The organism is Streptomyces sp. CB02009, assembly GCF_001905825.1.
Taxonomy (GTDB): Bacteria; Actinomycetota; Actinomycetes; order Streptomycetales; family Streptomycetaceae; genus Streptomyces.
Map to the genome: position 1 here is coordinate 1 of NZ_LIVV01000002.1, position 20,603 is coordinate 20,603.

Annotated in this window: 23 protein-coding genes; 12 read left to right on the plus strand and 11 right to left on the minus strand. The window is 74.4% G+C overall.

Translation table 11 applies throughout. The features are described from left to right. Positions 1-193 (minus strand): hypothetical protein (locus AMK27_RS43215; protein ID WP_143204832.1); only part of this gene is annotated, 193 nt, incomplete at its 3' end. A 51-nt stretch (positions 194-244) separates the two neighbouring features. After that, complete coding sequence (locus AMK27_RS07415) at positions 245-691, minus strand: nuclear transport factor 2 family protein (protein ID WP_073904083.1); 447 nt, start codon at positions 689-691, stop codon at positions 245-247. Between the two features lie 440 nt (positions 692-1,131). On the opposite strand from AMK27_RS07415, the gene AMK27_RS07420 reads away from it, so the two are divergent. Further along, positions 1,132-1,389, plus strand: a complete 258-nt coding sequence (locus AMK27_RS07420; RefSeq protein WP_073904098.1) for an acyl carrier protein — start codon at positions 1,132-1,134, stop codon at positions 1,387-1,389. Here the strand turns inward: AMK27_RS07420 and AMK27_RS07425 are convergent. Continuing rightward, complete coding sequence (locus AMK27_RS07425) at positions 1,371-2,405, minus strand: acyltransferase domain-containing protein (protein WP_073904100.1); 1,035 nt, start codon at positions 2,403-2,405, stop codon at positions 1,371-1,373. The genes AMK27_RS07420 and AMK27_RS07425 overlap by 19 nt on opposite strands. A 236-nt stretch (positions 2,406-2,641) precedes the next feature. Here AMK27_RS07425 and AMK27_RS07430 point away from each other — a divergent pair, with 236 nt between their 5' ends. The 7 genes from AMK27_RS07430 to AMK27_RS07460 all read left to right on the plus strand — a co-directional run bounded on the left by AMK27_RS07430 (position 2,642) and on the right by AMK27_RS07460 (position 9,520). Continuing rightward, entirely contained in the window at positions 2,642-3,907 is a 1,266-nt protein-coding gene (locus tag AMK27_RS07430) for a beta-ketoacyl-[acyl-carrier-protein] synthase family protein (RefSeq protein WP_073904102.1), read from the plus strand. Then, positions 3,904-5,217: a ketosynthase chain-length factor gene (locus AMK27_RS07435; protein ID WP_079188282.1), complete on the plus strand. Its 1,314-nt coding sequence runs from the start codon at positions 3,904-3,906 to the stop codon at positions 5,215-5,217. The genes AMK27_RS07430 and AMK27_RS07435 overlap by 4 nt, the downstream gene beginning before the upstream one ends. 90 nt (positions 5,218-5,307) lie before the next feature. Next, on the plus strand, positions 5,308-5,565 hold the full coding sequence (locus AMK27_RS07440; protein WP_073904104.1) for a phosphopantetheine-binding protein: 258 nt from the start codon (positions 5,308-5,310) through the stop codon (positions 5,563-5,565). Positions 5,566-5,749: 184 nt separating this feature from the next. Then, positions 5,750-6,544: an SDR family NAD(P)-dependent oxidoreductase gene (locus AMK27_RS07445; RefSeq protein WP_073904106.1), complete on the plus strand. Its 795-nt coding sequence runs from the start codon at positions 5,750-5,752 to the stop codon at positions 6,542-6,544. Positions 6,545-6,555: 11 nt separating this feature from the next. Further along, the gene (locus AMK27_RS07450) at positions 6,556-7,671 is read left to right on the plus strand and encodes an aromatase/cyclase (RefSeq protein WP_158076909.1); all 1,116 of its coding nucleotides are present in this window, start codon (positions 6,556-6,558) and stop codon (positions 7,669-7,671) included. Further along, on the plus strand, positions 7,668-8,669 hold the full coding sequence (locus AMK27_RS07455; RefSeq protein ID WP_338014292.1) for an MBL fold metallo-hydrolase: 1,002 nt from the start codon (positions 7,668-7,670) through the stop codon (positions 8,667-8,669). The genes AMK27_RS07450 and AMK27_RS07455 overlap by 4 nt, the downstream gene beginning before the upstream one ends. Further along, complete coding sequence (locus AMK27_RS07460; protein WP_241847377.1) at positions 8,666-9,520, plus strand: 4'-phosphopantetheinyl transferase family protein; 855 nt, start codon at positions 8,666-8,668, stop codon at positions 9,518-9,520. Before AMK27_RS07455 ends, AMK27_RS07460 begins: the two co-directional genes overlap by 4 nt. Here AMK27_RS07460 and AMK27_RS07465 read toward each other — a convergent pair. Beyond that, entirely contained in the window at positions 9,447-10,601 is a 1,155-nt protein-coding gene (locus tag AMK27_RS07465) for an acyl-CoA dehydrogenase family protein (RefSeq protein ID WP_073904110.1), read from the minus strand. The two genes, AMK27_RS07460 and AMK27_RS07465, sit on opposite strands and share 74 nt — an antisense overlap. A 98-nt stretch (positions 10,602-10,699) precedes the next feature. After that, positions 10,700-11,278, minus strand: coding sequence for a TetR/AcrR family transcriptional regulator (locus tag AMK27_RS07470; RefSeq protein WP_073904112.1), 579 nt, complete (start codon positions 11,276-11,278; stop codon positions 10,700-10,702). A gap of 440 nt (positions 11,279-11,718) precedes the next feature. Between AMK27_RS07470 and AMK27_RS07475 the strand changes: the two genes are divergently transcribed. From AMK27_RS07475 to AMK27_RS07485, 3 genes are all read left to right on the plus strand, one after another. Continuing rightward, positions 11,719-13,095 carry an MFS transporter gene (locus AMK27_RS07475; RefSeq protein ID WP_073904114.1) on the plus strand — a complete coding sequence of 459 codons (1,377 nt, stop codon included), beginning with the start codon at positions 11,719-11,721 and terminating at the stop codon, positions 13,093-13,095. Positions 13,096-13,160: 65 nt separating this feature from the next. Beyond that, positions 13,161-13,610 (plus strand): nitroreductase family deazaflavin-dependent oxidoreductase, encoded by a 450-nt coding sequence (locus AMK27_RS07480; RefSeq protein WP_073904116.1) that lies wholly within the window; start codon positions 13,161-13,163, stop codon positions 13,608-13,610. Further along, positions 13,610-14,668 (plus strand): aldo/keto reductase, encoded by a 1,059-nt coding sequence (locus tag AMK27_RS07485; RefSeq protein WP_073904118.1) that lies wholly within the window; start codon positions 13,610-13,612, stop codon positions 14,666-14,668. The genes AMK27_RS07480 and AMK27_RS07485 overlap by 1 nt, the downstream gene beginning before the upstream one ends. A gap of 72 nt (positions 14,669-14,740) precedes the next feature. Here AMK27_RS07485 and AMK27_RS07490 read toward each other — a convergent pair whose 3' ends face one another. From AMK27_RS07490 to AMK27_RS07515, 6 genes are all read right to left on the minus strand, one after another. Further along, the gene (locus tag AMK27_RS07490; RefSeq protein WP_073904120.1) at positions 14,741-15,202 is read right to left on the minus strand and encodes a PPOX class F420-dependent oxidoreductase; all 462 of its coding nucleotides are present in this window, start codon (positions 15,200-15,202) and stop codon (positions 14,741-14,743) included. 37 nt (positions 15,203-15,239) lie between these two features. After that, positions 15,240-15,626 carry a lipocalin-like domain-containing protein gene (locus AMK27_RS07495; RefSeq protein ID WP_079188283.1) on the minus strand — a complete coding sequence of 129 codons (387 nt, stop codon included), beginning with the start codon at positions 15,624-15,626 and terminating at the stop codon, positions 15,240-15,242. After that, positions 15,623-16,591, minus strand: a complete 969-nt coding sequence (locus tag AMK27_RS07500) for a DUF6081 family protein (protein ID WP_073904122.1) — start codon at positions 16,589-16,591, stop codon at positions 15,623-15,625. The genes AMK27_RS07495 and AMK27_RS07500 overlap by 4 nt, the downstream gene beginning before the upstream one ends. Next, positions 16,588-17,673 carry a DUF6081 family protein gene (locus tag AMK27_RS07505; RefSeq protein ID WP_079188284.1) on the minus strand — a complete coding sequence of 362 codons (1,086 nt, stop codon included), beginning with the start codon at positions 17,671-17,673 and terminating at the stop codon, positions 16,588-16,590. The genes AMK27_RS07500 and AMK27_RS07505 overlap by 4 nt, the downstream gene beginning before the upstream one ends. A gap of 134 nt (positions 17,674-17,807) precedes the next feature. Beyond that, positions 17,808-18,464, minus strand: coding sequence for an HAD family hydrolase (locus AMK27_RS07510; protein WP_073905795.1), 657 nt, complete (start codon positions 18,462-18,464; stop codon positions 17,808-17,810). Between the two features lie 8 nt (positions 18,465-18,472). Beyond that, a complete protein-coding gene (locus AMK27_RS07515; protein WP_073904124.1) occupies positions 18,473-19,384 on the minus strand; it encodes a pseudouridine-5'-phosphate glycosidase in 912 nt (303 codons plus the stop codon). Between the two features lie 166 nt (positions 19,385-19,550). Between AMK27_RS07515 and AMK27_RS07520 the strand changes: the two genes are divergently transcribed. Beyond that, the gene (locus AMK27_RS07520) at positions 19,551-20,603 is read left to right on the plus strand and encodes a DUF6081 family protein (RefSeq protein ID WP_079188286.1); all 1,053 of its coding nucleotides are present in this window, start codon (positions 19,551-19,553) and stop codon (positions 20,601-20,603) included.

A 20,603-nucleotide genomic window follows, 5' to 3' on the forward strand; every position in this document is an offset into this window, starting at 1 on the left:
CCCCCGGCCGCCCCGCCGCCGCAAGCCCGGCATCCCGCACCCGCCCCGCCGACGCCACCAGATCCGCCAGATCATCCCCCCGCGCCCGCAACAACACGGCCGCCTCACCGACATCAAGCGCAACCCCGTCCCGCGCCCGCTTCAAAGCACGGCGCATGGCATTCGCGGTGGGGGCAGGGTGCGAGGAGCTCACGGAGGGCCTTTCTGCGGTGCGGGTGGGGAGAACGGTGGAGACGCGCGATTCCTAGGCGGCCGCCTCCGCGGCGCGGTGGTCGTCGCGGCGGATGACGCGGGATCCGGTGCGGAGCCCGGCCTCGGTGCGGACCAGGACGTCCTGGACGGTGACGCTCTGCTCCAGCCGGTTGGAGCCGTCGGCGGCGGTGATGCTCACGACGGCGTAGTAGGCGGTGTGCAGGGCGGCGTCGCCGCCGCTCTCCACCGTGAGCATGTCGAACCAGTGGCGCGGCTGCCCGCCGTCGAAGCGGCCCGCGGCCGCCTCGGCGGCCTTGGAGATCAACGCGGGGCCCTCCAGGGTGCCGACACCGGCGGGCGTGAACACCGCGTCCTCGGTGAACGTGGCGCCGAAGCCCGCGAAGTCGTTGCCGTCGAGCAGCCGCATCTGCCGTGCGTAGAACTGCTGGACCTCCACGTACACATCGGCGGTCACGGGCGTGGTCACGGTCTCGGCCATGGGGCGGGCTCCCTCGGGTGCGGTGCTCGACGTGGGCCCCGAGCGTGCCCCGACGGCCTAGAGAGGTGATCGAGCGACGGCTGAGCCCACCCTCGGGCCCGCCCCCGCCCCGCTCGCCTCAGGGCCCGCCCCTGCCCCGCCGGCCCCCGGTCGCTCGCCGCCCGTCCGCAGGCACCACCTCGCCCCGCCGTCCCCGGACCTCCGCGCCCCGCCGCCCCGTCCTCCCCGCCCGTCCGAGCCCTGTTCGAGCCCGCTTCGAGGGGGTTCGGCGACCGTGACTCGCGCCGGTCGGCGCCCGCTCTTGATCGGCGCCCGCTCCGGTCGGCGCCCACCCCTGATCGCCGCCCACCCCTGATCGCCGCCCACCTCTGACCGCCGCCCACCTCTGACCGCCGACCGGTCGCCCGACCGGTCGTCACCCATTCTCTGGAGGACCGTCCATGACCGCCGCCTTCACCCTCGCCGACTTCCGCGTCATCGTGGACGCCTGCTTCGACGGCGCCGAGGCCGCCGCGCTCGAGGAGTCCGTCCTGGACACGGAGTTCGCCGACCTCGGCTACGACTCGCTCACGGTCTACGAGATCGTGGTGCGCATCCAGGACGACTTCCCCGTCACCGTCCCCGACGAGAAGCTCGACGAGCTGAAGACGCCCGCCGCGCTCATCGCGTACGTCTCCGATCAGCTCGCGGTCGCCTGAGCCGCGCGGGTCCGGACGTGTGGCGGCGTCCGGACCCGGTGGCTCGCCAGGACGTCCAGTGCCTCCCCGAGCGTGCCGGGGTCGTCGCCGCCGGCCGGTCCGGCCAGCAGCGGGACGACCACGCTCGCGCCGGACCTGACGGACGGGTGCCTGCGCGCGGGGGCGGTCAGCGAGCGGTCCGCGCTCGCGTCGAGCAGGACCAGACCCGTGCCCGGTCCGTCGGGCGTGCCGTCGAGCAGCGCCCGCAGCGCGGGCCAGTACAGCACCGGAAGCGCCAACTGCCCCGCCCAGAACGCGGGATCGGTCGCCTCCTCCTCGCGCAGCCACCGTGCCGTACGGGTCGAGAGGAGCGCTCCTTCCGGGGCGCGCAGCGGTACGTGGGACAGCGCCCGCGCGTACGCCTCGGCTGCGCCGGCGAGGGACGGTGAGTGGAAGGCGTGCCCGGAGCGGAGCGCGCGGACGACCATTCCGGCCGCGGCGAGCCGTTCGGAGGTCCGGGCGAGGGCGTCGGAGGGTCCCGCGAGGACCGTCTGCCGCGGTCCGTTGACCGCGGCGACCGCCGCCCCCGGAGTGAGCAGCGGCTCCACGTCGGCCACGGCGGCGCCGACGGCCAGCATGCCGCCGCCGGTTCGGCCGGCGAGGGCCGTGCGGCGGGCGGCCATGACCTGCGCCGCGTCCTCGGGAGAGAACACCCCGGCGAGGGCGGCCGCTGCCAGTTCGCCGACGCTGTGGCCGAGCAGGACGTCGGGTGCGTGACCGCTCAGCGCCGTCACGCACCGGCCCAGCGCGTATCCGACCCCGAACAGCAGGGGCTGCGACACCAGGGCGTCGTCGAGCGACGGGTTGGGCGCGGGCCGCAGCCACTCCTCGCGCAGCCGGGCGCCCTCGGGCCCCAGGGCCGCGAGGAAGGAGTCCATCGGCGCCGCGAACTCCGGCACCGCCTCGTACAGGCCGGCGGCCATGCGTTCGCGCTGCGCGCCCTGGCCGGGCAGCAGCAGGACGGTGCGGCGGGACATCACTTCACGGCCTCCCGGGTCGGGCGTCCGGACCCGGCGGGCCCGGCGGGGCGGACCCAGCCTCACCGGGCCGCCTCGACGGGGACTGGAACCGCGCTGGAGGGGGCGGGAGTACCGCGGCCGGCCCGCCAAGTCGGCTGCCCGGCCGTGCAGTTCACGCCAGCGGGACTCGAGCGGGCTTTGAGGGCGCCCGCACACAGTCGTCGACATCGTCCACTCAGGAGGGGGCTCGTCCAGTGAACCGACGTGTGGCCATCACCGGCATCGGAGTAGTGGCACCGGGAGGTGTGGGCAAGAAGGCCTTCTGGGAGCAGCTGACAGCCGGACGCACGGCGACGCGGACCATCTCCTTCTTCGACGCCTCGCGCTTTCGCTCCCAGGTGGCGGCGGAGGTGGACTTCGTGCCGGAGCGGCACGGTCTGGGGCCGCGAGAGATCCGGCGGATGGACCGGGCCGCGCAGTTCGCGGTCGTCAGTGCCCACGAGTGCCTGGCCGACAGCGGACTGAACTTCGCCGAACTCGACCCGCACCGGGTCGGGGTCAGCGTCGGCAGCGCGGTCGGCGGTACGACCGGTCTGGAGCGCGAGTACCTCGTGCTCAGCGACAGCGGGCGGTTGTGGGAGGTGGACAGCGGATACGTCTCGCCGCACCTCTACGACGCGTTCGTGCCGAGCTCGCTCGCGGCCGAGGTCGCGTGGGCGTGCGGGGCCGAGGGCCCGGCGACGGTGGTGTCCACCGGCTGCACCTCGGGGCTCGACTCCGTGGGCTACGCCCGCGACCTGATCGCGGAGGGCAGCGCCGACGTGATGATCGCCGGCGCCGCAGACACCCCGATCTCGCCGATCGCCGCGGCCTGCTTCGACGCGATCAAGGCGACGACGCCGCGCAACGACGACCCGGAGCACGCCTCGCGGCCCTTCGACCGCACGCGCAACGGCTTCGTCCTCGCCGAGGGTGCCGCGATGTTCGTCCTGGAGGAGGTCGAGCACGCCAAGGCCCGGGGCGCGCACATCTACGGCGTGATCGGCGGCTACGCCACGCGCTGCAACGCTTACCACATGACCGGTCTCAAGGCCGACGGCCGCGAGATGGCCGAGGCGATCCGGCACGCCATGAACGAGGCTCGGCTCGCCCCGCAGGGCGTGGACTACGTCAACGCGCACGGCTCCGGCACCAAGCAGAACGACCGCCACGAGACAGGCGCGTTCAAGGAGACCCTGGGCGCCCACGCGTACGACGTCCCGATCAGTTCCATCAAGTCGATGGTCGGCCACTCCCTCGGCGCGATCGGCTCCATCGAGATCGCTGCCTGCGCCCTCGCCATGGAGCACGGAGTGGTCCCGCCCACCGCCAACCTGCACGAACCCGACCCCGAGTGCGACCTCGACTACGTGCCGAACGAGGCGCGCGAGCGGAAGGTCGACGCCGTCCTCAGCGTGGGCAGCGGCTTCGGAGGCTTCCAGTCCGCGATGGTCCTCACCCGCGAGGAGGCGGGCCGATGAGCGCTCCCACCACGACCGACGCCGCAACGACCGACGCCGCCACGACCGACACCGTCACGACGGCAGCCGCGTCGACCGGCGCGGAGCGGTCCGCTCCCGTCGTCACCGGCATCGGGGTGATCGCCCCCAACGGCCTCGACACCGAGAGCTGGTGGCGGGCCACCCTGAGCGGCGAGCACGGGATCAGGACCGTGGAGGACTACGACGCCTCCTCGTACCCCACCACCCTCGTCGGCCGGATCACCGGCTTCGACGCCGCCGAGCACCTGCCCGGCCGGCTGCTGCCCCAGACGGACCGGGTGACCCGGCTCGCGCTGACCGCGGCCGACCGCGCGCTCGCCGAGTCCGGCGCGGACCTCGAAGCGATGCCCGAGTACGGGATGGGGGTCGTCACCTCCAACGCCACCGGCGGCTTCGAGTTCACCCACCGGGAGATCCGCAAGCTCTGGACGGAGGGTCCCCAGCGGGTCAGCGTCTACGAGTCCTTCGCCTGGTTCTACGCGGTCAACACCGGCCAGATCTCCATCCGCAAGGGGCTGCGCGGTCCGAGCGGCGTCCTGGTCGGCGAGCAGGCCGGCGGCCTCGACGCGATCGGGCACGCCTGCCGCACCCTGCGCGGCGGCGGCGTCCTCTCCGTCACCGGGGGAGTGGAGTCCGCGCTCGACCCGTGGGGCCTGGTCGCGCACATCGCGAGTGGACGGCTCTCCCGCGCCACCGATCCGCGCGCCGCCTACCTGCCCTTCGACACCCGGGCCGCCGGGTACGTGCCGGGCGAGGGCGGGGCCGTCCTGGTCCTGGAGGACGCCGGTTCCGCCGCCGCCCGCGGCGCCACCGCGTACGGCGAGATCGCCGGCTACGGGGCGACCTTCGACCCGAAGCCGGGCTCGGGCCGGCCGCCCGGTCTCGGACGCGCCGCCCGGACCGCCCTCGACCAGGCCGGTGTCACCCCCGGCGAGGTGGACGTGGTCTTCGCCGACGCGGCGGCCGTCCCCGAACTGGACGACGCCGAGGCCGCCGCCGTCGAGGAGATCTTCGGGCCGTACGGGGTGCCCGTGACCGCGCCCAAGACCCTCACCGGCCGGCTGACCGGAGGCGGCCCCCCGCTGGACGTGGCGGCCGCCCTGCTGGCCATCCGCGACGGCGTCCTGCCGCCCACCTTCCACATCGAGCGCCCGGTCGCCCGGCACCGCCTCGACCTGGTGCGGGACGTGCCGCGCGAGGCGCGGGTGCGGACCGCCCTGGTCCTCGCCCGCGGTTACGGCGGCTTCAACGCGGCCGTCGTGGTCCGCGCGCCGCGCTCCGCCCGCTGAACCACCCCCCCCCGTCGATCCGCCGGACCACCCCACCGTTCCGCTGTTCCGACCGTTTCCCGATCCGACCAGACCGCAGAGAGGTCCGACATGAGCCTGATGACCTTCGACGACCTGAAGAAGATCCTCGCCGAGTGCGCGGGGGAGGACGAGACGACCGGCCTGGCGGCGGACGCGCTCGACACCCCGTTCACCGACCTCGGCTACGACTCCCTCGCCCTGCTGGAGGCGGCGGCCCTCGCCGGGCAGCGCTTCGGCGCCGAACTCACCGACGACGAGGTCACGTCGATCGTGACGCCGCGCGAGTTCCTCGACCGCGTCAACGTGGTGACCCCCACCGCCGCGTGACGCCCGGCGCGGCGCGGCCGTCGCGGCCGCGTGAAGCCCGCCGCCGCGTTCCCGGACTGTGCGGACGGGAACGCGGCGGCGGGCGCGCCGAACGCGGGCCGGCGTCGCCTCCCCCCTCCGTCCTTCCTCTGCCCCCGCCTCCCCCCACCTCCCTTTCTCTCTCCCCGTACGAGGAGCAGCAGCCATGACCACATCAGCACCCGGCGGACGCGGTGTCGCCCTCGTCACCGGAGCCACCCGGGGCATCGGCCTCTCGGTCGCCTCGGTGCTCGCCGAGCGCGGGCACCCGGTCTTCCTCTGCGCCCGCGACGCGTCCGCCGTCGCCGACACCGTCAAGGACCTGCGCGGCCGCGGCTACGAGGCGGACGGCGCCGCGTGCGACGTGACCTCGCCGGAGAGCGTGCGCGACTGGGTGGCGGCCGCCGTCGAGCGGTACGGCCCGGTCGAGGTCCTGGTGAACAACGCCGGCCGCAGCGGCGGCGGTGTCACCGCGGAGATCCCCGACCAGCTCTGGTACGACGTCATCGACACGAACCTCAACAGCGTGTTCCTGGTGACGAAGCAGGTCCTCACCACCGGCCGGATGCGCGAGCTGTCCAGCGGCCGGATCATCAGCATCGCCTCCACCGGCGGCAAGCAGGGAGTCGTCTTCGGCGCCCCGTACTCGGCGTCCAAGCACGCCGTCGTCGGCTTCACCAAGGCCCTCGGCCTGGAGCTCGCCAAGAGCGGCATCACGGTCAACGCCGTCTGCCCGGGGTACGTCGAGACCCCGATGGCCGCGAACGTCCGCCGCCACTACGCGCAGATCTGGGACACCACGGAGGAAGCCGTCCTGGAGCGCTTCGAGGCCAAGATCCCGCTCGGCCGCTACACCGAACCGGAAGAGGTCGCCGGGCTCGTCGGCTACCTCGTCTCGGACACCGCCGCCGCCATCACCGCGCAGGCGCTCAACGTCTGCGGCGGACTGGGGAACTACTGATGGGAGCCCCCATGCCCGGACCCGACGCCCGTTCCGCCGTGCACACGGCCGACCTGGACGCCCCGCCGGAGAACGCCTACCGGCTCGTCGCGGACGTGCTGCACTGGCCGCTGCTCTTCTCGCCGTGCATCTGGTCGCAGGTGCTCGACGCGGCCCCGGCGGAGGCGGCGCGGGCAGCCGAGCCCGCCGCGCCTTCCGCCGAGCCCTCCGCACCCTCCGTCGCCGGTGAGGAGCCCGCCTCGCCCTCCACCGCCGGGACGCCGCCGCGCCCCTTCGCGGGCCTGGGCGCCACCGACGAGCGCATCCGGCTGTGGGCGGTGGTCGGCAGCGGAGTGCGCAGCTGGACCTCGCGCCGCACCCTCGATCCGGCCGCGCTGCGGGTGGACTTCGCCCAGCAGGAGCCCGCGGCCCCGATCGTCCGGATGAGCGGTCACTGGTCCTTCGGCGCGGAGCCCGGCAGCCCCGCGGCAACGCACCGGCTCGCGCTGCACCACGCGTGGGCGACCGAGGGCGGCCAGGAGGTCGGCGACCGCATCGAGGCGGCGCTCGACCACAACAGCAAGGAGGAGATCGCGGCGGTCAAGGCCTGGGCCGAGCGCCCGCAGGCCCCCGAGGAGCTGATCTTCTCCTTCAGCGACACCCTGCTCGTCGACGGCCCGGTGAGCGAGGTGTACGACTTCCTCTACCGCGCCGACCTGTGGCCCGCCCGGCTGCCGCACGTGGCCGCGCTCGACGTGGAGACCGCGCCCGAGTCCCCGGCCGGCACCGAGGTCGAGGTGCAGACCATGGACATGAAGACGAAGGGCGCCGACGGTTCGGTGCACGCCACCCAGTCCGTACGGCTCTGCTTCGCCGACCGCAGGATCGTCTACAAGCAGACCACCGTGCCCCGCGGGCTGCTCGGCCACACCGGCGAGTGGCTCTTCGAGGAAACCCCGGCGGGCACCCTGGTGACCGCCCGCCACCAGGTGGCGCTCGACCCCGGCGCGCTGGAAGGGGTCTTCGGCCCCGGCACCACCCTGGAGTCGGCCCGCCGACTGGTCCGCGACGCCCTCGGCGGCAACAGCCGCCGCACCCTCGGTGAGGCGCGGCGGCACGTCGAGAGCCTCGGGCAGGCCGTCCGGTGACGGAGACCCTGCCCGGGGCGGCCCCGGACCGGTCGGCGCCCGCCGCGCCGCCGGGGCCGCCCCGTACCGAGGAGCCCGCCGCGGCCCCGGGGCCGCCCCGTACCGAGGAACTCGCCCCCGGCGTGTACGCGTACATCCAGCCCGACGGCGGCTGGTGCGTGAGCAACTCCGGGGTGCTGATCGGCGACGACGGGGTCACCGTGGTCGACACCACGGCCACCGAGGACCGGGCGCGCGCACTGCGCGCGGCCGTCGGCGCGCTCACAACGGCGCCCGTCCGCCTCCTGGTCAACACCCACTTCCACGGCGACCACACCTTCGGGAACGCCGTCGTCGGCGACGGCCGGGCGGCCGTCGTCGCCCACGAGCGGCTGCGCGACGAGGCCGCCGCCGCCGGTCTCGGCCTCACCGGCCTGTGGCCCGGGGTGCACTGGGGCGACGTGTCGGTGACCCTGCCCCACCTCACCTATCGGGACAGGCTCACCCTCCACCTGGGGGAAGGGCGCGAGGCCGAGCTGTTCCACCCGGGCCCGGCGCACACCACCAACGACACCCTCGTGTGGCTGGCCCGTGAGCGGGTCCTCTTCGCCGGCGACGTCGTCATGCCCGGCTGCACGCCGTTCGTCCTGATGGGCTCGATCGAGGGCAGCCTGCGCACCCTCGACCGGATCGGCGAACTCGCCCCGCAGGCGATCGTCGGCGGCCACGGCCCGGTCTCCGGTCCCGAGGTGCTGCGCGAGACGGCGGAGTACCTGCGCCGGGTCCGCAGGATCGCGGAGCAGGGCAGGGCCCGGGGACTGACCCCGCTGCAGACCGCGCGGGAGCACGGCCCCGGACCGTTCGGCCACTGGCAGGACCCGGAGCGGCTGGTCGGGAACCTCCACCGGGCGTACGCGGAGCTGGCCGGCGAACCCCTGGGCAGCCCGCTCGACGTGGTGGGGATCTTCGGGGAGCTGGTGGAGTTCAACGGCGGTGTGCTGCCCACCTGCTACGCGTGAACACCGCGGGCCCACCCGCTCCGGCCGGTGGTCCGGGGCCGCTGGCCGGTCTGCTGCCCCCCTGGGCGGCCGGGGCCGAGGAGCTCGGTCCCGGGCCGCAGCCCTGGCTGTACGCGGAGGAGGACGAGCAGCTCGCCGAGGGCGTCGTCGGCGCGCGCTGGACCGAGTTCGCCGCCGCGCGGAGGTGCGCCCGCCGGGCGCTCCTCGGACTCGGCGCCGCCCCCGGCCCGCTGCTGCGGGGCGGCCGGGGCGAGCCGCTCTGGCCGGCCGGGGTCGTCGGCAGCATCACCCACCGCGCGGGCTACCGCGCGGCGGTCGTGGGTCCGGCAGGTGCGACGGCCGCGCTCGGCATCGACGCCGAGCCGGCCGTCGCGCTGCGTCCGGGAGTGCTGCGGCGGATCGCCCTCCCGGCGGAGCACGCCGGTCTCGCCGCGCTGCCGTCCGTCCCCGGCCTGCCGTGGGACACGCTGCTGTTCTGCGCCAAGGAGGCGGCGTACAAGGCCTGGTATCCGCTGGCGCGCGTCCCGCTGGGCTTCCACTCCGCCGAGGTCCGGTTCCACCCGGAGCGCTCGGCGGTCACCGTCCGGCCGGTCGGGGTGCGGCCGGCCGCCGAGGGGGCGAGCGGCCGGCCGTACGCCGCGGCCGGGGCGCCGCCGCCGTCTCCGCCGACCGGGTCGTCGCCATCGCCCGGCAGCCCCGCCGCACCGGGAGGCGCCGCGGGGCTGCCGCTGCTGGAGGGCGGTTACGCCGCGGCGGACGGCCTGCTGCTCGTGCTGCTCACAGCCGCTGCTCCGCGTACGCTCCCGCCGCCGCCTCGAACTGCAGCGCGATGTGCGTCGAACCGGAGTTGACGTCCCGCCAGAAACGCTGGATCGGCCGGTCGGTGAGCTGACCGCTCGTCCCGGCCGTGCGGAAGAACCGGTCGACGGCGGAGACGAGCAGTTCCACCGCGTACGCGCAGTCGCGCAGGTTCCGGGTCCGTTCCAGACGGGTCACCGCCGCTCCCCGGTCGGCGACGGCGGCGCAGCGTTCGAGCAGCAGCTGCGCGGAGTCGATCTCGGCGACCGAACGGGCGAGGGTGTCGGCGTACGACGCGCGGCTGGGACCCGGGGCTCCGGTCCGGCCGGCCAGCGCCGCCGTCTTCGCCGCCACGTGCTCCGTCCAGGCCCGCTGGGTGCCACGGGCCGCGCCGAGCAGCGGGGCGGCGAAGGACAGCCCGTTCGCCGCCTCCAGGGGCACGGTGTGACAGGGGGCCTCGGAGTCCGTGGGCCGGCCCGAGAGCAGGTCGGCGCGGAGGAAGGTGCGCTCCGCCGGCACGAGGAGCCGGTCGACGGCGACGGTGTTGCTGCCGGTGCCGCTCATGCCGACGCTGTCCCAGCTCTCGACGACCTCGAACTCGGCGCGGGGCACGGCGAAGACCAGCGGCACCGGCGCCCCGTCGCCGGTGAGGGTGCCGCACAGCAGCGCCCAGTCCGCGAAGTCGACACCGCTGATGTACGGCCAGCGGCCGGTCAGCCGGTAGCCGCCCGGCGCGCGCTGGGCGGTCCCGAAGGGGGAGAGGGAGCCGACGACGAGGGTGTCGGGCCCCTCGTCCCACACGTCCTTGCGGCCCTGGGCGGGCAGGTAGGCGGCCATCCGGGCGAGGTTCGCCGCGAGCGAGGCGCACCAGGCGGTGGCGGTGCACGACTCGCCGAGGGTGACGACGGCGCGGGTCAGCTCCTCGAAGTTCCCCGCTCGGCCGCCGTGTTCGACGGGGACGAAGTGGCGGGCGAAGCCGGCGTCGAGCACGGCCCGCATCGCCTCGGGGTGGAGCCGCCGCAGGCTCTCGGTCTCGGCGGCGAGGCGGCCCGCCACCTCGGCGGCGCGCACGGCGCTCATCGCGACCCCGGTGTCGCGGGACGGCTCCGGGTGTGGGGGCAGATTGTCCAGCATCGTCGATGCCTCCTTTTCGGCCTTGCGCACAGTCCTGCCCACGGTGGCGGGAGGCGGTCGCGCAGGGCTCGAGGAGGGATCGATTCGCGGCCGGGGCGTCAGGAGCCGGGCGCGAGCCCGCGGAGCAGGTCGTCGAGGCCGGCCTTGATCCGGTCGGTGCCCAGGCTCCGTTCGTCGAGCTGGTACGCGATCAGGCTGGGCGTGAAGGGGGCGAGCAGCGCGTCGGCGAGGAAGGTGCCGTCGCGGTCCGGGGCCAGCTCGGCGAGGAGCCCGGCGAGGTGGGCGTGCTGGGCGCCGTACGGAGCGCTCGCGTAGCGGGCGGCCGGGGCGCTGGCCTCGGCGAGCAGCAGCAGCTCGCGCTGCTCGACCACGAGGTCGACGAGGGCGTGCAGGAAGGCGCGGGCCCGCTCCAGGGGAGGTGCTCCGGGACCCAGCGGCGGGGGGCCGCACAGCGTCTCGCGGAACCGGCGCTCGCGGTCCTCCAGGAGGGCGAAGACGAGTCCGGCCCGGTCGCCGAAGCGGCGGTAGACGGTGCCGACACCGACGTCGGCGGCCTTGGCCACGGCGTCGAGGGAGAGATCGGCCGCGCCGTCGGCGGCCACGATGCGGGCGGCGACGTCGAGGATCTTGCGGCGGTTGCGGGCTGCGTCGGCTCTCTCGGGGGTCGGCTCGGTCATGGCCCGAGCATATCGGAGAGTTCTCCGTTTCGAGTTGTGAAGCGGAGGAGCCTCCGTATACGCTCGTAAGCGGAGGGTGCTCCGTTTCAAGGCGGCCGGGCTGGTTGAGGCGTGTGCTCCGGCCGACGGCCCGCCCGGCCGGACGTCGGCCGGACCGTCGGCCGGACCGGCGGTCCTTCCGAAGGGCTGCCGGCCGTCGGCTGCTGGTCGCCTGTCGTCCAGTCGCCTCGCAGCCGCAGCCGCAGCCGCAGCCGCAGTCGCAGCCGCAGCCGCAGCCGCAGCCGCAGCCGCAGCCGCAGCCGCAGCCCTGCACCGACCGCCGACCCCGACCGCCGACCGCCGCCCGGCGTTCGCCCGTACCGCCCGCGCCTTCCGCCCGTACCCCGTCCGCACGCTCCGGCTCCCCCCCCGCAACCGACCGCCAGGTCCGAGGAGGCCCCATGAGTACGCCCGCCGCGCCCGCGCCGAGCCGCTGGTGGCTCGTGACGGCCGCGGGTCTCGCCGTCTTCGTCGCCCAGCTCGACGCCTCCGTCGTCGGTGTCGCCGCGCCCACCATCCGCTCGGACCTCGGTACCACCACCGAGATCGTCCAGTGGGTCTCGCTGGCCTACGCCGTCCCGCTCATCGGCCTCAGCCTGTGCGCCGGACGCTGGGTCGACCTGGCGGACCCGCGGCGCGCCCTCACCCTGGCCTGCGGCGGCTTCGCCCTCTTCTCCGTCGCCTGCGGGCTCGCCCCGAGCATCGGCTGGCTCATCGCCGCCCGGGTGGTCCAAGGCTGCTTCGCGGTCGTGATGATGGCGCTGACCCCGGTCCTCGCCACGGTCGCCGTCGCCCCCGAGGCGCGCGGCCGCGCCTTCGGCCTCGTCATGCTCTTCGGCACGCTCGGCGGCCTCGCCGGTCCCGTCCTCGGCGGCCAGATCGTCGAACACGCCGACTGGCCCTGGATCTTCTACCTCGGCGTCCCCGCCGCCGCGCTCGTCATCGCCCTGGCCGCCCGCGAACTCCCCCGGGGGGAGCGGCTGCCCTGGCCGGAGCGCCGCTGGCTGATCGAGGCGCTCACCCTGGGCGGCGCCGCCGTCGCCGTCCTCCTCGGTCTCACCTTCGCGGTCGACCGGGGCGCGGCCTGGGGGCAGTTGGCCCTGCTCGCGGTGCCCCTGGTCATCGCCTGGAGCCGCCAGAGGGAGTCCGCCGCGGTGCGCGGCCTGGTCGGCTCACCGGGTGTCCTCGGACCCCATCTGGCCCTGATCCTGGCCTATCTCGGCATCTTCCTGATCATGTTCATGGTGCCGTTCCTGCTCCAGGACACCCTCGGCGTCACGGCCGGCACGACCGGGCTCGCGCTGATCGCGCTGGCCGTGTCCACGGCCGTCGCCGGCCTCCTCGGCGGCCGGGCCGCCGACCGGCTCGGAGCCAGGGGAGTGGCGCTGACCGGGGCCCTCCTGACCACCGCGGGCGCCGCCCTGATGCTGACCGTCGACGGTTCCTCGGGGGCCGTGTCGCTCGCCTGGCGACTCGCCGTCCTGGGCTTCGGGTTCGGCCTGTTCAACGGCCAGAACCAGGTGCTCGCCATGAGCAGCACACCGCCCCACCGGCTCGGCATGACGGCCGGCACCACCAACCTCGTCCGCCAGCTGGGCGTCGCCTTCGGCTCCGCCCTCGGCGCCCTCGTCTGGACCACCGCCGACAGCGGCACCGCCGGCTTCCGGCTCGGCGCCGGCGTCGGCACCCTGCTCGTCGCCGGGGTCGCCGTCACGGTCCTGGTTGCCGTCAGGGCCCCCGAACCGGCCGGGAAGACACCCGTCGAGACCCCGGCTTGAGTCACCTTCGAGTCTCCTGTGGCACAACCTCCGAGAACCAGCGAGCTCCTGAAAAGGAAGACGTCATGTCGAACACAGAGCTGATCACCCCCGTCGCCGGCGAGCCCGGTGACTACAACATCCCCGTCGTGCAGGAGTTCCGGACCAACGGCGGCAAGGTCGGCGGCATGTTCGAGGGCGCGCCGCTCGTCCTCCTCACCCACACCGGGGCCAAGAGCGGCCGTCGCCGCGTCTGCCCCGTCATGTACGTGGAGGAGGAGGGCCGCACCCTCGTCTTCGCCACCAACGCCGGAGGCCCCCAGAACCCGTCCTGGTACCACAACGTCCTGGTCAACTCCGAGGTGACCGTGGAGACGGGCACCGAGGTCTACCGGGCCACCGCCGTCGTCGTCGAGGGCGCCGAGCGCGACCGGCTCTACGCCGAGTCCGCGGAGAAGGTCCCGGCCCTCGCCGACTACCAGTCGAAGACCGAGCGCCGCATCCCCGTCGTCGCCGTGCGGCGCCTGGCGGACTGATGCGGTACACACTGCTGGGCAGGACCGGGGTGCGGATATCGGAGATCGCCCTCGGCACCCTCACCTTCGGCGACGACTGGAAGCTGCCGAGGACGACCCTCGCCGGCATCCTCGACCGGTACGCCGAGGCCGGAGGGAACGTCCTCGACACGGCCAACGAGTACGGCCGGGGCTCCGCCGAGACCACCCTCGGCGAGCTGCTGGCCGGGCGGCGGGACGAGTTCGTCCTGACCACCAAGTACACGATGCAGATGCGGCCGGGCGACCCCAACTCGGCGGGCAACCACCGCAAGAACCTGGTCGCCTCGCTCGACGCCTCGCTGCGCCGGCTCGGCACCGACCGCATCGACCTGCTGTGGGTGCACGCCCGCGACACCCTCACCCCGGTCCCCGAGGTGATGCGCGCCCTGGACGACCAGGTCCGCGCAGGGAAGGTGCTCTACGTCGGCGTCTCCGACTGGCCGGCCTGGGAGGTGGCCCAGGCCAACACCCTCGCGGAGCTGCGCGGCTGGTCCGCCTTCGCCGGGCTCCAGATCCGCTACAACCTCCTGGAGCGCACTCCCGAGCGCGAACTGCTCCCCATGGCGCACGCCTTCGACCTGCCGGTGCTCGCCTGGGGTCCGCTCGCCGACGGGCGGCTCACCGGCAAGTACCTGGCCGGTGAGCCGGGCCGGCTCGACCACGTGCCGTGGGGCGAGGGGCGCGGACCCGGCGACGAGATCGTCGAGAAGGTCGTACGGATCGCCAAGGAGGGCGGCTGGAGCCCGGCGCAGGTGGCGCTCGCCTGGCTCCGCTCCCGGCCCGGCACGGTCGTGCCGCTGATCGGCGCCACCAAGGAGTCCCAGCTCGTCGACAACCTCGCCGCCTGCGAGGTCGCCCTGGACGCCGCCCACCTGGCGGAGCTGGAGGAGGCCAGCCGTGTCCCGGTCGGCTTCCCGCACGACTTCCTCCGCTTCCCCGCGATGACCGACGCCATCTACGGGGACCGCTGGCGGGAGACGGACGACCGGCGCACCACGGTGCGCCGGGCCGTGGCCGACGACCTGTTCGGCGGCTGACCCGCCGCCGTCGCGCGGCGAAGGGCCGGACCCGCTCTCCAGCGGGTCCGGCCCTTCGCGGCGTACGGACGGTCAGTCCTCCGGCTTGACGTTCACCGTGTCCGACAGGTCGACGCGGGCCACGACCTGTTCGATCTTCACCCGGACCACGACCCCGTTCGGGATGGTGAAGCGGTCGGAGAACTCCTCTTCCCGCGCCTTGCCGTGGTACCGGCCGCCGATCCGCGCCGTCCAGCGGCGCAGCTCGTCCACGTTCTCGTCGAGCGTCGCCCGGCCCCGGACGAGCACGAACGAGAACGGGGGCCGCTCGTCGTCCCAGAGCAGCGCGATCCGCCCGTCCCGCTGGAGCGAGCGGCCCTTCACGCTGTCCTTCTGCATCGTGTAGACGATCTCGTCGCCGTCGAGGATCACCCCGACCGGCACGACGTGCGGGCTGCCGTCCTTGCGCACGACGGCGGCCTTCGCCGTCCGCGGCGGGTCCGCCATGATGAACTCGCGCCACCAGCCCTCGGGGGCGTCCTTGTACGTGGGCATGCCGATCCTCCTCGACTCTCTGCGTACGGTGTGGTGTTCAGCCGCGGCGCCAGGTCAGGACGCGCCGCTGGGGGCGTCCGCCCACCTGCGCCGTCCCGCCGAGCGTGAGGAGGTCGCCGGCCAGGGACACGTCCCGCAGCTGGGTGGTGCCCCTCATGTGCGCGTGCGAGCTGACGTCTATCTCGTGGACCATCGCTCCGTCGGCCAGCCGCCAGCGGCCCGCGTACCCCATGAAGGAGTCGCCGGACGGCGGGGCGTCCTGCCGTCCCATGCTGACCGACATGTGACCGGTGGGGCTGTAGAGCAGCAGCCCGCTCGGCGCGGGCCCGAGCGGGCCGTCCGTGGTGCCGCCCGCGTCGTCCACGTCCCGGTACGAGACGAGCGTCCACGCGCCGACGACGTCCACGGCCCCGACGGCGGTCACCGGTCCGCCGGGGCGGCGGAGACGGTGAACCGGCGGACGTTCAGCGCCGCGCCCTGGCCGAACAGCCGGTTGCCCGGCAGGCTCTTGTCGTCCAGGAAGACCTGCGGCCGGCCGCCGCCGTCCGTCGCGCGGTACAGCCCGTCGGCCGTCGTGAGCCGGACGAGCGCCGGGCCTCCGTCCGGCGAGGCGCAGTCGAGCGCGGTGAACATACCGAGCCCGCCGTTGAGTTGACGAGGTGTCACATCGGTCTCCTCGCCACCGTGGTCGAGCACGACGTACCGGCGGTCCGGCACCCGGCCGAGCCGCTCGGCGCGGTGCCGCTCCTCGCCGTCGACGAGCCAGCGCACCCGGCCCGCGGAGCGGTCGTACGCGAGGGTCAGCCGGTGGGTGTCGCCCGGCTCGCGGTCGCCGACCGGGACCACGGCCGTGAAGGCGGCGTAGGCGCCGAGGTGCGGGCGCAGCATGGGGAGCCGCTCGTGCACCGCGTAGATCCGCCGGTCGGTGACGAAGAAGTCGAAGGCGAGGCCGGTCTCGACGTCGGCGGCGTTCATCGCCGCCGTCGCCAGCCGGAAGTCGGCCCCGGGCTCCTCGACCGCCGTACCGAAGGGATGCCCGCCGGTGCCGTACGTACGGGCCGAGAGCCAGGCGTCGAAACGGAGTTCACCGTCCTCGGGGGCCTCGAAGCCGGGCAGTCCGCCCGGGGTCGTGACGTCCGCGTAGACCAGCCACTTGACGGCGTCCAGGGCGCCGGGCAGCGCGCCGGGACCGTCCTCCTGCCCGAGGGTGTTGCCGAAAGCCGGCTCCCCGGTCACCGGGTGGGTGGCCCGGGCCGACACCTTGAGCCCCTCCGACGGCGTGACGTGGATGTCGGCGTCGTCCGGCACGAAGGGGCCCAGGGTCATCGGCGCCCAGCGCCCCGCGGTGGCCTCCGGATCCTGGAAGTCGTCCTCCCACAGCGGGGTCACCGGCGGTTCCTCACGCTCGACACCACCAGGTTCTTCATCCGGAACTCGCCGCCCTGGCCGTAGATCCGGCTGGCCTCGGCGCTGCGCTCGTCGACGAAGGACTCCTGGCGCGGTTCGCCGACCGACGGTTCGAAGTAGTTCGTGTGGACGGAGAGCCGCACGAGACCCTTGCCCGTCGGGTACGAGCCGTCCAGCAGGGACAGCAGCCCCATCCCGCAGTTGAGCTGGCGCGGCGCGACCCGGCCCTCGACACCGCCCTCGTCGAGCGTCAGCGTCCGGCGGTCCAGACGGAAGCCGATCCGGTCGACCCGCAGCACCTCCCGGTCGTCGATCAGCCAGCGGACCAGCCCCGCCGAGCGGTCGTAGGCGATCCTGAGCTTGTGGACGGCGCCCGGCCTGCGGGTCGCCAGCGGCACCGTGTGGGCGAAGGAGGCGTAGTCGCCCAGCGTCGCCCGCCCGAACGTCGGCCGTCCGTAGAAGGCGTAGATCCGCTTGTTGGTGACGACGAAGTCGAAGGCGGTCGACGTCTCGTTGTCGATGGTGTTGAGCATCACCGAGGCGAGCCGGGGGTCGTCCTCGCCGTCCGCGACCGCGTCGCCGAACGGATGGCCGGCGGTTCCGTAGGTGCGGGCGGACAGCGTGGTCTCGCAGGACAGCACCTGGCCGGGCACCGCGTCGAAACCCGGGAAGCCGTGCGAGGAGGTGTGGCTGGTGTAGGCGAGCCACTTGGCGTGGTCGCCGGATCCGGGCGCCCCGCTCGGCGTGATCTGCGGGATCGTCTGGGTGAACGCGGGTTCGCCGGTACGGGGGTTGACGCCCCGCGAGCGCACCTGCAGGCCGCGGCCCGAGGTGGTGACGATCCCGTCGTCGGCCTTGTAGCCGCCGCCCGCGACCTGGAACCAGGGGGCGTCCGCGCCCGTGGTGCGGAAGCCGTGCCGGAAGTCGTCCCAGACGACCCGGTAGGGGTGCGGGCCGCCCTTCGCGGTCTCGGCGGCGCCCGCCGGGGCGGAGGGCGCGGCCAGGGTGGCCGCGCTCAGCGCGGCGCTCAGGAGCAGTGTGGTGAGGATGCGCTTGCGCGCCATGACGGACCCTTCTGCAGGTTCTTCGGATTCACGGCCGCCCGAGGCGGTTCATGCCTGTCTGAGGACGGTTCACGCCGGGCAGGGGACAGGCCGGCCCGGACGGGCTGCGCGCCCGCCCGGACCCGGCCGGGGGTTCACGGCGGGCCGAGGACGGCCGCCGTGATCTCCGCGGGGCTGTGCACCACGGTGTGCGCGCCGGCCCGGATCAGCTCCGCGGCCCCGCTCACCCCGTACGAGACGCCGACCACCCGCATGCCCGCGGCCCGGCCCATCTCCACGTCGGGCAGCCCGTCGCCCACGACCACACAGGAGGCCGGCTCGACGCCGAGCACCGAGGCCAGGTGCAGCGCCATGTCGGGGTGCGGCTTGCCGCGCGCCGCCGTGTCGTCGCCCGCGAGGGCGTCGAAGCGGTCGTCGACACCGGTCAGCTTCACGATCGCGGCCGCCGCCGCGTACACCTTCGAGGTGGCCACGGCCAGTGCCAGCCCCTCGTCCCTCAGCCGGTCGAGCAGCCCGGCCACGCCGGGGTAGAGCAGGTCGGGCCCGGCCGCACGCACGTGCTCGCCGAAGCGCCGGCCGTACTCCGCCATCGCGTCGCGGACGACGGGGTCCTCGGCGGGCAGCCCGGTCAGCCGCGCCAGGCTCAGGTCGAGCGGCCGGCCCACGGTGGCCCGGACCTCGTCCTCGCCGGGCGTGAAGCCGTGCCCCGCGAGCACCTCGACGGTGAGCCGGGCGATGACCCCCGGGGTGTCGGCCAGGGTGCCGTCCAGGTCGAACAGGACGGCACGCACCGGACCGGTCACCGGCGGCCCGCCCGCACCGCGCTCAGCTCGACGGCGAACTCGCCCGCCACCCGCGCCGTGCTGCGCAGCAGCGAGCGGCCCGCCGCCGCGATCGACCCGCCGGTCGCCCGGGCGACCGCCTTCATCAGGTACGGGCTGATGGCGTTGCCCACCACCCCGTCCCGGTCGGCCTGTTCGAGCGCCTCGGCGATGACCCGCTCCAGCTCCTCGCCGTCGAGCGCGTCCTCGCGCGCGATCGGGGAGGTGAGCAGCACCGTGGAGTCGCCGTTGACCTCCCAGTGGAAGTCGACCGCGCGGGCGGCCACCGCCAGGTCGTCGACCCGGGTCACCGGCACGTCGGCCTCGCGCACCACGAAGGCGGGCAGCCGGTCGGTGCCGTAGCCGAACACCGGTACGCCGGCGGTCTCCAGGTACTCGGCCGTCAGCTTCGCGTCCAGGATGGACTTGGCGCCGCCCGAGACGACCGTGATCCGGGTACGGGTGAACTGCAGCAGGTCCGCCGAGATGTCGAAGGACTCCTGCGCGCGCCGGTGCACACCGCCGATGCCGGCGGTGGTGAACACCTCGATGCCGGCCCGCTCGGCGATGACGATCGTGCCGGCCACCGTGGTGGCGCCGAGACCGCCGCCGGCCAGCGCCGAACCCAGGTCCCGCGCACTGATCTTGGGGATGCCCTTCGTGGTGGCGAACCGCTCGATCACGGACTCGTCCATACCGACCACGAAGCGCCCGCCGGCCACACCGACCGTCGCGGGGACCGCACCCGTGTCCCGGACCGCCTTCTCGATGAGCGAGGCGGTCTCCGACGACGGGTCGGTGGTGATGAGGGAGGACTCCAGGGCGACCACAGGGCGCCGCTCCGCGAGCGCGGTGGCGACCTCGTCGCTGACCTCGAGCAACGAATCCATACCGGGTTCCTCTCCGTGTCTCTCCGTACCTCCGGGACTGACGGTGCTCAGGCTCGGGCCGCACCCTCGAAGCCCGGTCGAGTGCACGTCGAGCGCCCTCTCGAGCGAAATTCAGGGGCCGCTGCCCAGGATGTGCCGGACATCCACGCACCTCACGGGAGATGACATGGCACGACGGATCAGGAGCAGGGCGGCCGCCGCCGCCGCGGCGGCGGCGCTGGTCGCGCTGGTGTTCAACCCGGCGGCCCAGGCGAAGGACCGGGGCGTGCAGACGCTCCTCTCCGACGACTTCCGCGCCGGTTTCGACACCACGAACACCTGGCAGATCCTGGGCGAGGCCGGCGGCGAGTTCCCGCAGGGCGACGGTGTCGTCACCACCTCGGCCGCGGGACTCGACGTCACCCCGGGGGGCCGGAACGCCGTCACCGGCGAGCCCGCCTTCCGCACCACCACCGGCCAGCAGGACGACGGCGGGCACGGCAGCGGCGACCACGGCAAGTGGCTGGCCTTCCCGCGCGCCACCGCCAGCTCGGGCACCCCCGGCTTCGACGTCCCGGCGACCGGCGCCCTCACCTGCACGACCCGGGTGAGCGGCCGGACGTACGGCACCGAGCGGCACCCCTTCGGCGCCGCCGTGGCGAATCCGGACACCGACGTCCGGCTCGCCTCCGCCGCCGTGGTCACCGCCGACTTCGACACCAAGGCGATCTTCGACTTCTCGGTGATCAACAACCGGATCTTCGCGATCTACGAGCGGCTGCCCGAGGCCGGCAAGACCTACGCCGCCTACTCGTACGCGATCCCGGTCGCCGAGCGCACCCCCGGCGAGTACGCCACGCTCCAGGTCCGGCTGGAGGGCGGCGGCACCCGGGTCAGCTGGAAGGTCAACGGGAAGACCGTGCTGTCCACGGACCGCATCGGCACCCGCGCCTTCGACCGCAAGTACATGATCCTGGACCACGGCGGCACCGAGGAGCGCCTCAAGCTGAAGCAGCTGACCTGCGGCTTCGGCCTGTTCACCGTCCTCGACGCGGCCGCGGGCCCGCAGGGCAAGGCCCTGGTGAAGCTCGACTCCACGCCGGACTTCTACTTCGCGCCCCGGGTCGGCTCGCCCACGCCGCAGACCTTCGTCGACGAGGAGAGCCGGCCGGAGAGCCGCCTGTGGGGCCAGGGCGCGTCGATCGACGTGCGGTACGCGCGGATAGCCCGGGAGAACTGA

Coding starts and splice junctions, on each gene's coding strand:
- AMK27_RS07415 (WP_073904083.1), bottom strand. CDS start 691: ATGGCCGAGACCGTGACCACGCCCGTGACCGCCGATGTGTACGTGGAG.
- AMK27_RS07420 (WP_073904098.1), top strand. CDS start 1,132: ATGACCGCCGCCTTCACCCTCGCCGACTTCCGCGTCATCGTGGACGCC.
- AMK27_RS07425 (WP_073904100.1), bottom strand. CDS start 2,405: ATGTCCCGCCGCACCGTCCTGCTGCTGCCCGGCCAGGGCGCGCAGCGC.
- AMK27_RS07435 (WP_079188282.1), top strand. CDS start 3,904: ATGAGCGCTCCCACCACGACCGACGCCGCAACGACCGACGCCGCCACG.
- AMK27_RS07440 (WP_073904104.1), top strand. CDS start 5,308: ATGAGCCTGATGACCTTCGACGACCTGAAGAAGATCCTCGCCGAGTGC.
- AMK27_RS07445 (WP_073904106.1), top strand. CDS start 5,750: ATGACCACATCAGCACCCGGCGGACGCGGTGTCGCCCTCGTCACCGGA.
- AMK27_RS07450 (WP_158076909.1), top strand. CDS start 6,556: ATGCCCGGACCCGACGCCCGTTCCGCCGTGCACACGGCCGACCTGGAC.
- AMK27_RS07465 (WP_073904110.1), bottom strand. CDS start 10,601: ATGCTGGACAATCTGCCCCCACACCCGGAGCCGTCCCGCGACACCGGG.
- AMK27_RS07470 (WP_073904112.1), bottom strand. CDS start 11,278: ATGACCGAGCCGACCCCCGAGAGAGCCGACGCAGCCCGCAACCGCCGC.
- AMK27_RS07475 (WP_073904114.1), top strand. CDS start 11,719: ATGAGTACGCCCGCCGCGCCCGCGCCGAGCCGCTGGTGGCTCGTGACG.
- AMK27_RS07480 (WP_073904116.1), top strand. CDS start 13,161: ATGTCGAACACAGAGCTGATCACCCCCGTCGCCGGCGAGCCCGGTGAC.
- AMK27_RS07485 (WP_073904118.1), top strand. CDS start 13,610: ATGCGGTACACACTGCTGGGCAGGACCGGGGTGCGGATATCGGAGATC.
- AMK27_RS07490 (WP_073904120.1), bottom strand. CDS start 15,202: ATGCCCACGTACAAGGACGCCCCCGAGGGCTGGTGGCGCGAGTTCATC.
- AMK27_RS07505 (WP_079188284.1), bottom strand. CDS start 17,673: ATGGCGCGCAAGCGCATCCTCACCACACTGCTCCTGAGCGCCGCGCTG.
- AMK27_RS07515 (WP_073904124.1), bottom strand. CDS start 19,384: ATGGATTCGTTGCTCGAGGTCAGCGACGAGGTCGCCACCGCGCTCGCG.
- AMK27_RS07520 (WP_079188286.1), top strand. CDS start 19,551: ATGGCACGACGGATCAGGAGCAGGGCGGCCGCCGCCGCCGCGGCGGCG.